11 protein-coding genes and 3 pseudogenes are annotated in these 15,209 nt (G+C 59.1%); 2 read left to right on the forward strand and 12 right to left on the reverse strand.

Annotated features, from left to right (window positions below; all coding sequences use genetic code 11):
- The 4 genes from AXW79_RS09765 to AXW79_RS09775 all read right to left on the reverse strand — a co-directional run.
- Positions 1-1,008, reverse strand: a 1,008-nt coding sequence (locus tag AXW79_RS09765) for a VopS family T3SS effector adenosine monophosphate-protein transferase (RefSeq protein WP_196764783.1), incomplete at its 3' end; no start/stop codon positions are given.
- A 9-nt stretch (positions 1,009-1,017) separates the two neighbouring features.
- On the reverse strand, positions 1,018-1,164 hold the full coding sequence (locus tag AXW79_RS23445) for a hypothetical protein (protein ID WP_005319513.1): 147 nt from the start codon (positions 1,162-1,164) through the stop codon (positions 1,018-1,020).
- A complete protein-coding gene (locus AXW79_RS09770; protein WP_005319511.1) occupies positions 1,151-1,582 on the reverse strand; it encodes a type III secretion system chaperone in 432 nt (143 codons plus the stop codon). Before AXW79_RS09770 ends, AXW79_RS23445 begins: the two co-directional genes overlap by 14 nt.
- Before the next feature lie 112 nt (positions 1,583-1,694).
- Entirely contained in the window at positions 1,695-2,942 is a 1,248-nt protein-coding gene (locus AXW79_RS09775) for a valine--pyruvate transaminase (RefSeq protein WP_005319509.1), read from the reverse strand.
- Between the two features lie 292 nt (positions 2,943-3,234).
- On the opposite strand from AXW79_RS09775, the gene AXW79_RS09780 reads away from it, so the two are divergent.
- Positions 3,235-3,468, forward strand: a complete 234-nt coding sequence (locus AXW79_RS09780; RefSeq protein ID WP_005319507.1) for a hypothetical protein — start codon at positions 3,235-3,237, stop codon at positions 3,466-3,468.
- On the opposite strand, the pseudogene AXW79_RS09785 reads toward AXW79_RS09780, so the two are convergent.
- Positions 3,434-4,212, reverse strand: a pseudogene (locus AXW79_RS09785) (AraC family transcriptional regulator). The gene AXW79_RS09780 and the pseudogene AXW79_RS09785 overlap by 35 nt on opposite strands.
- Positions 4,213-4,304: 92 nt before the next feature.
- Between AXW79_RS09785 and AXW79_RS09790 the strand changes: the two are divergent.
- Positions 4,305-5,442, forward strand: a pseudogene (locus AXW79_RS09790) (multidrug effflux MFS transporter).
- 4 nt (positions 5,443-5,446) lie between these two features.
- Here AXW79_RS09790 and AXW79_RS24200 read toward each other — a convergent pair.
- From AXW79_RS24200 to gorA, 7 genes and pseudogenes are all read right to left on the reverse strand, one after another.
- Positions 5,447-5,527: pseudogene (locus AXW79_RS24200) on the reverse strand (DNA-binding response regulator); the annotation flags it as partial.
- Between the two features lie 101 nt (positions 5,528-5,628).
- Positions 5,629-6,312 carry a response regulator gene (locus AXW79_RS09795; protein WP_005319502.1) on the reverse strand — a complete coding sequence of 228 codons (684 nt, stop codon included), beginning with the start codon at positions 6,310-6,312 and terminating at the stop codon, positions 5,629-5,631.
- An 86-nt stretch (positions 6,313-6,398) separates the two neighbouring features.
- A complete protein-coding gene (locus AXW79_RS09800) occupies positions 6,399-8,987 on the reverse strand; it encodes a sensor histidine kinase (RefSeq protein WP_005319500.1) in 2,589 nt (862 codons plus the stop codon).
- 126 nt (positions 8,988-9,113) lie between these two features.
- Positions 9,114-9,629, reverse strand: coding sequence for a potassium-transporting ATPase subunit C (locus AXW79_RS09805; RefSeq protein ID WP_005319497.1), 516 nt, complete (start codon positions 9,627-9,629; stop codon positions 9,114-9,116).
- 60 nt (positions 9,630-9,689) lie between these two features.
- The gene (gene kdpB, locus AXW79_RS09810) at positions 9,690-11,747 is read right to left on the reverse strand and encodes a potassium-transporting ATPase subunit KdpB (protein WP_005319495.1); all 2,058 of its coding nucleotides are present in this window, start codon (positions 11,745-11,747) and stop codon (positions 9,690-9,692) included.
- 67 nt (positions 11,748-11,814) lie between these two features.
- Positions 11,815-13,497, reverse strand: a complete 1,683-nt coding sequence (kdpA, locus tag AXW79_RS09815; protein WP_005319493.1) for a potassium-transporting ATPase subunit KdpA — start codon at positions 13,495-13,497, stop codon at positions 11,815-11,817.
- A gap of 313 nt (positions 13,498-13,810) precedes the next feature.
- Entirely contained in the window at positions 13,811-15,160 is a 1,350-nt protein-coding gene (gene gorA / locus AXW79_RS09820; protein WP_005319491.1) for a glutathione-disulfide reductase, read from the reverse strand.
- Positions 15,161-15,209 lie beyond the last annotated feature (49 nt).

The raw sequence follows: 15,209 nt of genomic DNA on the forward strand, positions 1-15,209 counted from the left end.
TTTGTTGTTTATCGCGATCCCATGCAGTGAATTTTCTGCTGGCAAATCGAGAGGGGCAAACCGTCCTTCACGCAGTTCGTTCAGTGCGTATAGCAATCTTCCCATTCTGCCATTTCCATCGGTAAAGCCATGGAAACCAACAACAGCCGCAAACAGCTTTTTGCCCAGTTGGGGATCCTTGCTATCAAGAGTTGCCAGATGTTTCTCCAGCATGGCAGCACCGCCAATGCTGGATGGCAGACTGCCCCCACTGATGGCCGGTCCTCGATAGTCACGGGTCAGATTGGGGACCAGCTGGTGATGAAGTTGCTTGAGAACCGAGCTGTCTGTCAGGCTCTGAGAGTTCTCGCTATATTCCCTGAGCAGGGCGGTAAAATTGCTCCACTCATTGCCACCGGATGTTGAAGCCTTAAGAATCCATGCTGCTGCGCGATCCACATTTTCGGTAAAACCGGTTGGGTTGTAGAACGACTCTTCGAGAGTACCAGAAAAGACGCCTTGACCAAGATCCTGGGTGAGGAGTGCTTGTTGGTGTTGTTGGGCTACCTGCAGGTTCTTTATTTCTATCTTCAGCAAGGGGTCAAGAGCGTTGATTGCTTGTGCCGCAGACGGTTGCCGGTAAAGTTGCTCCAGGCTGGTCATGGACTGCTTTGGATCGGTCAGCTTATTCAGCAGCTCAGTCACAGCCTGTTCGCCAACAAGGGCGAGTAGCTCATTTCCGGCTGGGCTCTGCTTGAGTGCCTCTGACATGGCCCGTTGAAACAGCAGTGCATGTTCGCTGTCGTGTGTGGCTGGTCTCTGGGTTCTCAGTCGTTCTAACACATCTTCCGGTGTCGTAATAAGACGGTCTTTAAACAGCATGCGAGCATGAGCAACAGCGTCATCGCTTTGTAGGCGTTGTTGTTGGGCTCCTGGGGTAGAGAAGAGCTGCTGAGTTGCGGCTTTGGCAACAGAAGTTGAGGATCCCAGACTGAACAGCTTGCCGACCCCTTCAAAAAAGCGAGCAATGTTGCTGCTTTAAGGGTGGGTACGTAAAACCTGCTGCAAGTCGGCATCGATACGATACTCCTTGCCTGCGATCTTCAGGGAGCCTTCATTTTTAAACTGTTCTTGCTGCGGTGGCGTTGCATGCAGCAGGGCGGCCACACTTTTAAACTCGATCATGAATGCCTCTTGTTGTTGCTGTTGCTGGGGTAGATCGCGGTAGCGAGGTCACAAATTTTCGCATCCACTCGATGAAGTCGCCCAGATGTTGTGCCAGCTGGCTGCCAGTCATCCCATCCAGCATATGGCGCCGATAGGCAATCAACTGGAACTCTGGGTGCCAGCCAATACCGGGTTCTTTGTCGAAGGCAGGATTCAGTGCGGCCATGAGCATGCGGCGCTGTAACTCGGCATTGTCGAAAGAGAAGGTAGGAAGCACTAAAGGAGCCATGATGAGCAAGGCACATGGCTCCAAGTGCAAGATAAGCGGAAGCTCGCTGTCGATAAGAAGTGGGCAATTGCCGTTCTCATCAATGGTAAGCGAAGAGAGTTGTAACTGCGTGGCCAGTTCAGCCAGCAGGATTTCACCAATATCCATGATCAACCCTTCAGTATGATGATACGGAAGGGAATTCTAGTGGGCCTCCTGATATCTCTCTGTCTAATTCAGTCCGGCTTTTTTAGAGTAAAGTTGATACTCGTGGCCATTTTCATACATAAAGGGCGTTGATCTCGTCCGCCAGAATGGCAATGCCACGGCGCACCAGCTCCTCGCTCTGGGAGTAGTTGAGGCGGATGCACTCCTGGCTGTGGCGCCACTCTGGGTCGTCGATGCCGGGGAAGAAGTAGTGACCAGGCACGATCAGCAGGTTCTTGGCTTTCAACCGTTCATACAGCTCCTGGCTGTGGATCGGCAAGCCTTCGAACCAGAGCCAGAGGAAGAGGGCGCCTTCCGGCTTGTGGATATGGAAGCGCGGGTCCGGGATGGCGTCTCGCAGCAGTTGCACTGCGAAGTCGGCCTTCTGCTTGTAGAAGGGTTTCACCACTTGTTCGCTCAGGGCAATGATCTCGCCGCTCTCGATCATGGGGATTGTGATGGCGGGCCCCAGGCTGCCCGGCGCCAGGTTGATGATGCCGCTCAGGTTGGTGATGGCCTGGATGATCTTCTCATCGGCGATGACGATGCCACAGCGGGTGCCTGGCAGTCCCAGCTTGGAGAGGCTCATGCAGAGGATGGTGTTGGCGTTCCAGAACGGCTTGGCCTCGCTGAAGATGATGCCGGGAAAGGGCACACCGTAGGCATTGTCGATCAGCAGTGGAATGCCCTTGTCGCGGGCGATTTGATCGAGGTGTTCAATCTCCTCGTCGGTCAACACGTTGCCGGTCGGGTTGGTCGGCCGAGAGACGCAGATCACGCCGATATCGTCACCCACCTGCAGACTTTCGAAATCCACATGGTATTTGAACTGGCCATCGGGCAGTTTCTCTATGGTGGGTTTGTACGCCACGAAATAGTCATCGGCCAGTGCCGAGTCGGCATAGCCAATGTATTCGGGCGCCAGGGGGAAGAGCACCTTCTTCTTGCGGCCATCTGCGAACTCACCGGCCAGCAGGTTGAACAGGTAAAAGAAGGCATTCTGGCTGCCGTTGGTCAGGGCGATATTGCGGGACGTGATATTCCAGCCGAGCTCCTTGCTGAGCAGGGTGGCCAGTGCCTTGGTGAACCTGTCTTTGCCTTGGGGGCCGTCGTAGTTGGCCATGGCTTTGACCAGTTCGCCATTGTCGAGCAGGTTTCTGGCTTCGGTTTGAAAGCGTTCCAGCATGGCGGGGATCGGAGCCGGATTACCGCCGCCCAGCATGATGGCGTCCGGATTGGTCAGCCCCTGATTAAGGTCATCCATGAGTTGGGTAATGCCGGCGTGGCGAGTGAACTTCTCGCCGAACAAGGAAAATTCCATTCGGTGACGGATCCAGAGTCAGTTACGGGGATGTAGCACCATAGCTCAGTTTAAAAGCGGGTGTCGATCAAAATAACGGGACGTTCCACGTGGAACATGACTCAATAACCGAGCATGGTAAAAAATACCATTAATGGGTTTAAAAATGACCACGCATGATGTTTTGTGCGACGCACCTTGGTGTCATAAGAAGATAAATTTAAACAAATTCATAATCTTATGTATTTTTTGAGGGTTGGCACGACTATTGGAATAGCTATCTGGTCATCTCAACCATACCGGAGCAAGCCAGATGAAAACCCTGATCGCCACCCTGATAATGAGCACCCTCAGCCTGAATGTCATGGCAACTGAAAACCCCAGACCCGAACTGGATACCGCCAAACTGGGACAGGAGATGCTGGCCCAGCAGCAGGAAGCATCCCGGGTTGTGGTGCTGGATGCCCTCAGCAACTTGAAGCCACTGGCGCTGGATACCCTGGTGGTGGAAGCTAGCTCGGCCGATGCGACTCACCCCCAGAGTTGAGATGGCGCAGGGGAGTTTGCCCCGTATGCTGCTTGAAGAAGCTGATGAAGGCGCTGTCGCTGGAGAACTCCAGCGAAGCCGCTACCCGGCTGATGGGCACAGTCTCGGCCAGCAGCTCCATGGCGCGCAGCAGACGCCACTGCTGGCGCCATGCCTGATAGCTCATGCCGGTTTCCCGCATGAAGATACGACCTATGGTCTTGTCACTGGCACCCACCCGTTCGGCCAGCCGGTTGAGCCGATCGGGCAGGGTGTCTCCCCGTTTTACCTCCTGTAACCAGACTGCCAGGCGAGGGTCTGCCGGCAACGGCAGCTGCCAGGATTGTCGCGGTGCTTGCGCCAGCTCCTCTATGAACAAGGCCAGCGTCCGGCTCTGCTCCACTTCCGGTTTCTCCCATGGCCAGAGTGCCATTCGTTCTATGATCTCCCGCAGCAGCGGGTTGACAGCAATCACCTGCACGCTGGCTGGCAGCTCTGGTTGTGGCATGAAGTAGAGGGATCGGTAGGCCACCACGCCGCGCATCAAGACCCTGTGGGGGGTACCCGCCGGCAGCCAGGCTGCCCGACTGGGTGGCAGCAGGCATACCCGATTGGCCAGCTCTATGCTCATGCAGCCAGCCTGGGCGAACAACAGCTGATGGCGTTGAGGCCTGAGTCGTGCCAACCCAGTGCAGAGGCTATGCCGATCACGCTGCCAGTCAGGCGGTCGGGATCAAAAGGGTGATCGGGAAGAATAAAGGCCATATGTCTGATTGTTGATGTTTATAGTCTTGCTTATTGTAATCAGACATCTCGTATCTCTCTAGACTGGCAACCTCTCGTCAAGGAGGTTTGTCATGAACAACAAGTTGCCACCGCTCTGGCTGGTGGTCGGATTGATGATGTTTCCCCAGATAGTGGAGACCATCTACAGCCCTGTGCTGACGCATATTGCCAGTCAGTTCAGGGTGAGTGACGGGCAGGCGTCCCAGACACTGTCAGTCTATTTTCTGGCGTTTGCGGTAGGGGTTGTCTGTTGGGGTCGCCTCTGCGATCTAATTGGTCGGCGTCCGGCCATGCTGGCCGGTCTGCTGACCTACGGGGCAGGCTGTCTGCTGGCATTGCTGGCCAACCTGTTTGAAACCCTGCTGCTGGCCCGGATTATCTCGGCCTTTGGCGCAGCCGTGGGATCTGTCGTGACGCAGACCATGTTGCGTGACAGCTATCAGGGCAGCGATCTGGCCCGTGTCTTCTCTGTTATGGGAGTCGCACTCTCCCTCAGCCCAGTGTTGGGGCTGGTGAGCGGTGGTCTGTTGGCCGAGCAGTTAGGCTATCTCGGTGTCTTCAGCGGTTTGCTGGTGCTGGCCTTGGGATTGACGGTGATCGCCAGCTGGCGTCTGCCGGAAACCCGTCCTGCCATCACTACCCGGGTGGCTCTCTGGCCACTGGCGTGCCGGATGGCAAGGGATGGCAAGGGATGGCGGGCTCTGGCGCAGCGCCCTGCTGGTCGCTCTGTTCAATACCATGCTGTTTGGCTACTACAGCCTGGCACCGTTTCTATTTGCCGGATTGGGATTGAATGCCAGCGAGTTCGGCTATTCCGGCCTGGTGTTGGCGCTAGGGACTCTGATCGGCAGCCTGCTGAACAAGCGCTTGCTGGGCAAGGGCTGGCAGTCGATGTCGCTCATCCGGTTGGCCACGTCTCTGGTGCTGGGGGCGGGGGTTGCTGTGTGGGCGAGTCAGGATTCGCTCTGATTCCTGTTGCCCATGATGGGGGTGGTCGTGGCCTTTGGTATCGCCATTCCCAATGTGCTCAGTCAGGCCTTGCTGACTTATCGGGAGGTGGCAGGCAGTGCGGGTGCTCTGTTCGGGCTGGCCTACTACCTGTTGCTCAGTCTGGGGTTGGCACTGGCGGCCGGTTTGCAGGATCTGGGCATGCTGCTCTTTGGCTGTGGCCTCTTGGCCGTACTGTGCAGCGGACGGCGTTCCACGTGAAACATCAGCTGCCGACAAAGCGGTAGCCGATGCCGGATTCGGTTTCAATCAGGCTGGGTTGCTGGGGGTTATCCCCCAGCTTCTTGCTGAAACATCAGCTGCCGACAAAGCGGTAGCCGATACCGGATTCGGTCTCGATCAGGTGGGGTTGCTGGGAATGTTGCCGCCCAGCTTCTTGCTGAAACATCAGCTGCCGATAAAACGGTAGCCGATGCCGGATTCGGTTTCAATCAGGCTGGGTTGCTGGGGATTATCCCCCAGCTTCTTGCGCAGGCTGGCGATGACGATGCGCAGGTAGTGGGTATCTTCCTTGTGGCTTGGCCCCCAGATGTCGTTGAGCAGCTGGGTCTGCATCACCAGCTTGCCGGGATGGCACACCAGCGCCTGCAGCAGGGCAAACTCCTTGCGAGACAAGGGAATTTCCTCATCATGCAGGCTCACCTTGTGGCTGCTGGCGTCCAGGGTCAGGCCACATTGCGGAAAGTGGCGGCGTTCGCCGCTGCTGACTCCGGCCCGCTGGCGCAGCAATACCCGGATGCGGGCCATCATCTCCCCAATGCCGAACGGCTTGCTCATATAGTCGTTGGCGCTGGCATCCAGCAGTCGCACCTTCTCCTGTTCAGAATCCCGCGCCGACAGTACCAGTACCGGATTCTGGTGATGCTCGCGAATGGCTTGCAGTATCTGAATGCCATCCCCATCCGGCAGGCCGAGATCCAGGATCACCAGATCGGGATTGAGATGGCGATACAGTTCCAGCCCTTCGTTGACCCCTACCGCCTCGCTGACCTGATGCCCTTCGGCAATCAGGCTGATACGCAGAAAGCGGCGAATCGCCGCTTCATCATCTATGACCAATATGTGAGCCATCTAGCCTCCAGAGGCGAACATTGGGGGAGGGCTGAGGCGAGGGGAAATAGCACTCTCTGCCATCGCTGTGAGCCATATGCGGACCATTATACCTCAGGTGCGTTGAGGGCAAGCGGCAGCGAGATGCGCATGCAGGTGCCGTTGCCATTGGGACCGGAGAATGCCCAGATACGGCCGCCATGGGCCTCTATCATAGCGCGAGAAATGGCGAGGCCAAGCCCGGTGCCTCGACTGCCGCAATCGCCGACAGGCTGGGTGTAGAACAGATTGAAGATCTTGTCCCGGTCCGACTCGGCGATGCCGACCCCGATATCTATGATGTCGAGGATGAGGTCCGGATCCGCCAGCATCACCTTGAACTCTATGGGGGTGCCGGCCGGTGAGTAGCGAGAGGCATTGTCGAGGATATTGACCAGCACCTGCTCGATAAGGGCGCCGTGCACATAAAGCTGGGGGATCTGCTGATCGAAGTGCACCAGCAGCTTGTGCTGACGCCAGGAAGACTCCAGCCGCTTGCGGGCACTCTCCACCAGATCGGCCAGGTCGACCCAGTCGCGTTTCAGCTGGAAGTCGGGTGAACCGATGCGGGTCATGTCCAGCAGGTTCTGCACATAGCTGTGCAGGCGACGGGCCTCGTCCTGCACCGAATGGAGCAGTTCGCTGCGATCCTCCGGGCTGATCCTGTCACCGTACTCCAGCAGGGTGCTGCCAGCCCCCATTATGGTGGCGAGCGGGGTTTTCAGGTCGTGAGAGACAGACGAGAGCAGGGCGGCGCGCATCCGATCCGTCTCCGCCTGCAACTGGCTGTCGGCCAACCGTTCGTTGAGATCGATCCGTGCCAGAGCCGCGCGGATGTCGGTGAGCAGGGCTTGCAGCTGATGCTCGGCCGACGAGGCGAGCGGGTTGGACAGTCGAATGCCGAGGATCAGCTCATCGGTGAGATGGTGATATTGGGCTTCGGCTGCATTGAGGGTGGCGGTGTGGGCACCGGCGCTCTGCTTCTGGGCCAGACACCAGTCGATGGCCGCCTTGTCGGTCTGGCCCGGATTGTGTTGGGCCGAGCCCGCCCTGTGCTGATAGTCCTGATCGAGGGCAAAGACGGGTTGGGCCAGGGCCAGCGAGATGGCCTGGGTGCCTTGCCTGAGCACCTCTTCCGGGCTGCTGGCGGTGGCCAGCCCCTGGCTCAGCGACAGCAGGGCGTTGCCGAGCTGCTGGGTTTCGCGCAAGCCCACCAGCTGTTGGCGCTGGCGGGAGGCGAGCCGCCCCGCCGTCATGCCGACGATGAGCAGCACGAACAGGGTGAGCAGATCACTGTGACTGGCCACGCTGAGGGAGAAGTAGGGAGCGGTGAACAGCAGATTGTGGCCGACGAACCCCAGCACGGCCGCCAGAATGGCGGGCACCAGGCTGGTGGTGAGTGCCGTCGCCAGCACCCCCAATACGAACAGCAGCGGCAGGGAGGCAGGGGGCAGCCAGTGAGAAAGTCCCCAGGCGGCAGCCGATGTCAGCCCCATTATGGTTACTGCCAGCAGACTCTGGCGAATGTCCTTGGGGTGAAGCGGCTGCAATCCTATGCCGGGTTTGCGCTTCTCGGTATCCACCAGCGTGATTTCGAGCCCTTGTGCCTGCTTGAGCAGGTGTTGCACCAGGGAGCGGCGCCAGGGTGCCTTGTGGGGTTTGCCGAGCAGCAGTTGCGATACCTGTTGTTGCTCGGCCGTTTCCAGCAGGGTACTGGCTACCGCCGGGCTGGAGAGAGTCAACACCTTGGCCCCTAGGTGGGAGGCCAGCGCCAGTGCTTGCTCCAGCTCGGCGGAGCGTTGTCCCTTGCTGTCGATGTGGACCACCAGCCAGGGCAGCTGGCGTCGCTGGGCGAAACGGTGGCCGTAACGCACCAGTGCAGAGCCGTGCTGATCGCCGAGGCAAACCATCAGCTTGCCTCGCAACGGCAGCGTTGTCTTGCCTGCGGCTTGCCACTGCAGTTGCAGATCCCCCTCCACGTGGCTGGCGGCGGTCTGCATCGCCAGCTCGCGCAGGGCGGTCAGGTTGTTGAGGGAGAAGAAGGACTGCAGGGCGGCCTTGGCCTGATGGGGCACATAGACCTTGCCCTCCTTGAGCCGGCCGAGCAACTCCTTGGGGGGCAGGTCGATCAGCACTATGCTGTCGGCCTCCAGCAGCACCTGGTCGGGCAGGGTCTCCTTGACCCTGACACCGGTCAGTTGCCACACCAGATCGTTGAGGCTCTCGAGGTGTTGTACGTTGAGGGTGGAGTAGACGTCGATGCCGGCACCGAGCAGCTCCTCCACATCCTGCCAGCGTTTCTCGTGGCGGCTGCCGGGGGCGTTGCTGTGGGCCAGCTCATCCACCACCACTATGGCGGGTTTGCGTGCAAGCAGCGCATCCAGATCCATCTCCTCCAGACGTTGCTGGCGGTGGAGATGGAGTTTGCGTGGCTGGATGGCAAGCTTGTCGAGCAGGGCAAGAGTCTCCTGACGGCCGTGGGTTTCCACCACGCCGATCAGGATATCGACCCCCTCTCTTGCCTGCTCACGCACTGCCTGCAGCATGGCGTAGGTCTTGCCTACGCCGGGGGCGGCACCGAGGAATACCTTCAGCTTGCCCTTGTGTTCTTGTTCCAGGCTCGCCAGCAAGGCGTCGGCCCTTGCCTCATCACGCATCCCAGTGCTCCCGCTCCAGACTTGCCGCCTTTACCTCATTACGCATTATTGTCCTTATCGAGCAACCGCTGGCTCAGTTCGAAAATGTGGGTCATCGCCAGCCGTATGTGCCGGACTTTGCCTCCATCAGGCATCCTTGCCCTGATCGAGCAACAGATTCAGCTGAAGGATATTGACCACTTGCGGGCCAAGGATACCAGCTTGTGTCGCCGACTTGACCTGCTCCGTCAGCAAGGCGGGATCCAGCCCTCGCTGCTTGGCCACTCTGTCCACCTGAGCCAGCACGGCATCCACCGGTAAATGGGGGTCGAGGCCCGAGCCGGAGCGGGTCAGCATGGCGGGAGACTGGACATCACCCTGTGCCTTGGCGAACTCGCTACGCAATGGTGAGCTGACGCCCAGGTTGCTGGCGCCGCTGCCAATGGTGGCGAAGTCACTGGCGGAAGGACGGGAATGAAAGTACTCAGCCCGCTCGAATTTCTGCGCTAGCAGGGCGCTACCGACAAACTCTTGCTTCTTGTTGGTCAACTGGCTGCCATTGGCCTGCCAGGGAAACAGCAACTGGGCCACACCTGTCACTGCCAGGGGGTAGCCGACGCCCAGCAACAGGGTCAGGGTCAGCAGGGTTCTGATTGCGATCATGATTTTCTTGCTCCAAACAGGTTGATGGGATGCAAGTCTGGCTTGCACCCCGCTATGTCGTTACACCAGACCCAGGCCTGTGATGACCAGGTCGATCAGCTTGATGCCGATAAAGGGCACTAGCAGACCACCGACACCGTAGATCATCAGGTTGCGGCGCAGCAGGCTGGCAGCCGTTCCCTTCAGACTGACACCGCGCAGGGCCAGCGGTACCAGCGCCACAATGATCAGGGCGTTGAAGATGATGGCCGACAAGATGGCGCTTTCGGGGCTACCCAGCTGCATCAGGTTCAGCGCACCCAGTTGCGGATAGGCGGTGATGAACAGGGCCGGCAGTATGGCAAAGTACTTGGCCACGTCGTTGGCGATGGAGAAGGTGGTTAATGCTCCCCGGGTCACCAGCAACTGCTTGCCGACCAGTACCACGTCCAGCAGCTTGGTGGGGTTGGAGTCGAGATCCACCAGGTTGCCCGCCTCCTTGGCGGCCTGGGTGCCCTCGTTCATGGCTAGGCCCACATCAGCCTGTGCCAGCGCCGGCGCATCGTTGGCACCGTCACCACACATGGCGACCAGACGTCCGTCCGCCTGCTCCTGGCGAATATAAGCCAGCTTCTTCTCCGGCGTTGCTTCTGCGATAAAGTCATCTACCCCGGCTTCGGCAGCGATGGCGGCGGCGGTCAGCGGGTTGTCACCTGTGATCATCACGGTGCGGATCCCCATGTGACGCAGGATCTGGAAGCGGGCCTTGATGCCTGGCTTGATGATGTCCTTGAGGAACACGACCCCCAGCAGCTTCTCGTGAGTGCAGACCAGCAACGGCGTGCCGCCCTGGCGAGCTATGTGATCCACCGACTTGAGGATTACCTCTGGCACTGCTTTGCGGTCGAGAGAGAGGTAGTTGAGCACTGCATCCACAGCACCCTTGCGATATTGGTGACCGTTGCGATCCAGACCGCTCAAGCGGGTCTCGGCACTGAAGGGGATCACCTTGTCGCTCTCCAGCTGGCTCGGCTTGGCCATGCTCTTGCCCGCCAGGGTCAGGATGGACTTGCCCTCCGGCGTATTGTCGCCAAGGGAGGCCAGCATGGCCGCCTGGGCCAGCAGGGAGGGATCCACCCCTGGTGCCGGGATCAGCTCGTCTGCCATGCGGTTACCGAAGGTGATGGTGCCTGTCTTGTCCAGCAACAGGGTGCGCACGTCACCGGCGGCCTCCACGGCGCGGCCTGATTTGGCTATCACGTTCAGCTTCACCAGCCGGTCCATACCGGCGATCCCGATGGCGGAGAGCAGACCGCCTATGGTGGTCGGTATCAGAGTGATGAAGAGGGCGATCAGATAGAGCCTGGGTACCTGGGTGCCGTTGTAGTTGAGGAACCAGGGCAGGGTCGCCACCACCAGCAGGAAGATCAGGGTCAGACCCACCAGCAGGGCGTCGAGCGCCATCTCGTTCGGGGTCTTCTGACGTTTGGCTCCTTCGACCAGGGCTATCATGCGATCCAGCGTGCTTTCACCCGGATTGTTGCTGACGCGTACCCAGATCTCGTCGGAGACCACTGTGGTGTTGCCAGTCACACCACTGCGGTCGGTGCCGGATTCGCGGATGACGGGGGCAGATTCCCCCGTGATGGCGGCTTCGTTGACCGAGGCGATACCGGCGACCACTTCACCATCGGCCGGGATCATCTCGCCGCTGCGTACCAGCACCAGATCGCCTTTCAGCAGGCTGGTGGCAGGCACCCATTCGCCCTGACCATCTTTGGCATCGGTCACCCGACGAGCCTTGAGCTGGCTCATGCCCGCCTTCAGACTGTCGGCTCTCGCCTTGCCGCGCCCTTCGGCCAGGGTCTCGGCGAAGTTGGCAAACCAGAGGGTCAGCCACAGCCAGGCGGTCAGTTGCCAGGCCAGACTGGGGGCGACCCCAGACAAAGGCTGCCCCAGCAGGGACTCCACGGTTGCCATGACGGCAGCCAGCCAGAGTGTGAACAGAATAGGGCTGCCAAACAGTGCCTTGGGATTGAAGCGGTAAAGCGCTTCGGCCATGGCCTGCACGATTTGCGAGCGTTGCTTTTTACCCTTCACCTTGTCGGTATGGGTTGTGATGGATATGGACTTGCTCATTGAAAAGCTCCCAGTATCAAATAGTTGACCATTGGCATCTGTGATGTGATCGCGCTGGCGTCGTTCATCAGAACGCTCCCTGCATCAGGCTCAGATGCTCGGCTACCGGGCCCAGTGCCAGTACCGGCAGGAAGGAGAGCCCACCTATCAGCAACACTGTGATAATCAGCAAGGTAATGAACAGCGGGCCGCGGATCGGGAAGTCACCCTCACCCGTCTCCTGGCGCGGGGCGCGGGCAAGCTGACCAGCGATGGCAAGCACAGGTATGATGTAACCGAAGCGACCGAGCAGCATGGCCAGGCCGATGGCGATGCATTGCCAGCTATCGGCGGCTGCGAGACCAGCAAAGGCGGAGCCGTTGTTACCCGCTGCCGAGGCATAGGCATAGATCAGCCGTGACAGCCCGTGGGGCCCTTCATGACCAATGATGGTGCTGGCATCCGGCATCAGCAGAGTGACCCCGCCTAACACCAATACCCCGACTGGCATTACCAGCATGCTGGCGACAACCCATTTCATCTCCGTGATACCGAGGCGCTTGCCCAGATAGGTCGGGGTGCGTCCCACCATCAAGCCGCAGAGGAACACGGTCAGCAGCACGAACAGCATCATGCCGTAGATACCCGAGCCCACGCCGCCGAAGATGACCTCGCCGAGCAGCATGTTGATCATGCCGACCATGCCGCCGAGGGGGGTGAAGCTGTCATGCATGGAGTTGACTGCACCGTTGGAGGCAGCAGTGGTCGCGACTTCCCAAATGCTGGAAAGTACGGGGCCGAAGCGGCTCTCCTTGCCTTCCCAGTTGCCCGCCTGGCTGGTGATATGGGCCAGATTGGGATCCAGCTTCATCTCCTGAGAAAGGGAGAGGCAGAGCCCCAGCACGAACAGCAAGGCCATGGCGGTGAGGATGGCACGGCCGTGGCCCGTGTCCTTCACATAGCGACCCAGGGTGCAGACCAGCGCGGCGGGAATGGTCAGCAGGGTGACCATCTCCAGCCAGTTGGAGAGGGCTGTCGGGTTCTCGAACGGATGCGCCGAGTTGACACCGAAGAAGCCACCACCGTTGGAACCGAGCTGCTTGATGGCGATTTGAGAGGCGGCGGGGCCCAGTGGCAGCAGTTGCTCCTGACCTTCCAGACTATGGAACGGCAGATAGGCAGACAGACTCTGGGGCACACCTTGCCACACCAGCAGCAGCGCCATGATCAGCGCCAGTGGCAGCAGCACATAGAGGCAGAAGCGCACCAGATCTTGCCAGAAGTTGCCTAGATGAATGGTCTGCTGGCGGGAGATACCACGAAACAGGGCGACGGCAACGGCTGCACCAGTACCGGCGGAGACGAAGTTCTGGGTGGTAAGCCCCACCATCTGGCTGAAGTAGGAGAGGCTGGCCTCACCGGAATAGGCTTGCCAGTTGGTATTGGTCATGAAGCTGACCGCTGTGTTGAAGGCCAGTTCCCAGTTCAGCCCTGGCAATTGCTGCGGGTTGAGGGGAAGCAGGCCTTGTGCCATCAGGATCAGGAACAGCAGACCGAAACCGGTACCGTTGAAGGCCAGCAGGCTGAGGGCGTAGGACTTCCAATCCTGCTCCCGTCCGTCCGTGCCGCAGCAGGCCAGGGTGGCGCGCTCGATCGGCGACAGCCAGCGGCTCTTGCCTTCAAACACCCGATATATATAGCTGCCAAGCAGGGGTGCTGGCAGCAGGACCAGCAGCACAAAGGCTACCGGATAGATCACTTCTTGCCACATATCAGATCCCTCACTCGTGGCTGCGCGTTAACGCGCGCAACAGATAACCCATAAGGGCGAGGACCAGCAGCAGATATAGCCAATTCATATCGACTCCATTGAAATAATTAGCTGCAAGAGTCGATGTAAGACAGCATCGACTCCGTTGGTGTAGTTGACGCTGAAAGGGTATGTAAAACAGGCGTAAAGGCGCCATAAAGCGGCATGGGGCGGGCGTAAAATCGGCGTAAAAAGCGAGGGTTTTACTGGGCTACTGAAGGACGGACATGAAAAAACCCGGCCTGGACCGGGTTGATAGGAAAGGGCGAGAGGCTTAGCGCATCGTCACGAACTCTTCCGCGCTGGTGGGATGAATGGCCACGCAGTTGTCAAAGTCGGCCTTGGTAGCGCCCATCTTCATGGCGACACCGAAGCCTTGCAGGATCTCGTCCATGGCAAAGCCGATGCCGTGCAGACCGACCACTTTTTCTTCCGGCCCGACACAGACCAGTTTCATGCGAGTGGGTTGGCGATGCTGTGTCAGTGCCGAATACATGGCGGTGAACTGGCTGCGGTACACCTTTACCTGACTCTCGCCATACTCGGCGATGGCCTCCGGCTCGGTCAGGCCTATGGTGCCAATGGGGGGGTGGCTGAACACCACTGTCGGCACCAGATTGTAGTCAAGGTGCTCGTTCGGCTTGTTGTTGAACAACCGCTCCGAGAGGCGGCGACCTGCGGCGACGGCCACCGGGGTCAGCTGGATGCGACCCGTGTTGTCACCCACCGCATAGACGTTGGCGACGGCGGTGTTCTGGAACTTGTCGGTCGGGATAAAACCCTTGTCGTCCAGTTCGATGCCGGCTGCTGTCAGGTCGAGATTGTCGGTGGCTGGCGTGCGGCCAATGGCCCAGATCAGGCAGTCGACCGTGAGGTGGCGACCATCTTCCAGCTGCAGTGTCAGACTGTCATCGGCGTTCTTGATTACCGCTTTGGGAGTGGCATGGGTGTGCAGTTTAGGCCCTTCTTGCGCCATGATCTCCACCAGGGTCTCGTGGATCATGGGATCGAAGTTACGCAGCGGCGCGTGTTTGCGGACCACCAGATGGGTTTCGCTGCCGAGGGCCTGCATCACGCCAGCAATTTCGACGGCGATATAGCCAGCACCGACCACGGCAACTCGCTTGGGCTGCGCCTGCAGATCGAAGAAACCATCAGAATCGATACCCAGTTCGGCACCGGGAATAGTGGGTACTTCAGGGCGGCCACCGGTGGCGATCAGTATGTGATCGGCCGTGTATTGTTCACCATTGACTTCGATCGTGTTGCTATTGACGAAGCGGGCGAAGCCTTTGACGACGGTGATCTGGTTTTTGCCCAGCACATTCTGGTAGGACTGATGGATACGGCCTATGTAGGCCTGGCGGGACTCGACCAGCTTGGCCCAGCTGAATTGATTGAGTGTGGTATCGAAGCCGTAATCGGCGCCATATTTCAGGGCATCGGCGATCTGGCCTGCATACCACATGGCTTTCTTCGGTACACAACCGACGTTGACGCAGGTTCCCCCCAACTCTTTGGCTTCAATCAGGGCAACTTTTTTGCCGTACATGGCAGCCCGGTTCGCCGAGGCGATACCGCCACTGCCGCCGCCGATGGCGATATAGTCAAAATGCTGTGCCATTGCGAGATTCTCCGCTCATTAAGAAGGCAATCACAGCATGATGGGGATA

It is taken from the genome of Aeromonas salmonicida subsp. salmonicida, assembly GCF_001643305.1.
Classification (GTDB): domain Bacteria; phylum Pseudomonadota; class Gammaproteobacteria; order Enterobacterales; family Aeromonadaceae; genus Aeromonas; species Aeromonas salmonicida.

Excerpts from the sequence above, each read along its gene's own strand:
- AXW79_RS23445 (WP_005319513.1), bottom strand. The coding sequence starts at position 1,164 with ATGATCGAGTTTAAAAGTGTGGCCGCCCTGCTGCATGCAACGCCACCG.
- AXW79_RS09770 (WP_005319511.1), bottom strand. The coding sequence starts at position 1,582 with ATGGATATTGGTGAAATCCTGCTGGCTGAACTGGCCACGCAGTTACAA.
- AXW79_RS09775 (WP_005319509.1), bottom strand. The coding sequence starts at position 2,942 with ATGGAATTTTCCTTGTTCGGCGAGAAGTTCACTCGCCACGCCGGCATT.
- AXW79_RS09780 (WP_005319507.1), top strand. The coding sequence starts at position 3,235 with ATGAAAACCCTGATCGCCACCCTGATAATGAGCACCCTCAGCCTGAAT.
- AXW79_RS09795 (WP_005319502.1), bottom strand. The coding sequence starts at position 6,312 with ATGGCTCACATATTGGTCATAGATGATGAAGCGGCGATTCGCCGCTTT.
- AXW79_RS09800 (WP_005319500.1), bottom strand. The coding sequence starts at position 8,987 with ATGCGTGATGAGGCAAGGGCCGACGCCTTGCTGGCGAGCCTGGAACAA.
- AXW79_RS09805 (WP_005319497.1), bottom strand. The coding sequence starts at position 9,629 with ATGATCGCAATCAGAACCCTGCTGACCCTGACCCTGTTGCTGGGCGTC.
- kdpB (WP_005319495.1), bottom strand. The coding sequence starts at position 11,747 with ATGAGCAAGTCCATATCCATCACAACCCATACCGACAAGGTGAAGGGT.
- kdpA (WP_005319493.1), bottom strand. The coding sequence starts at position 13,497 with ATGTGGCAAGAAGTGATCTATCCGGTAGCCTTTGTGCTGCTGGTCCTG.
- gorA (WP_005319491.1), bottom strand. The coding sequence starts at position 15,160 with ATGGCACAGCATTTTGACTATATCGCCATCGGCGGCGGCAGTGGCGGT.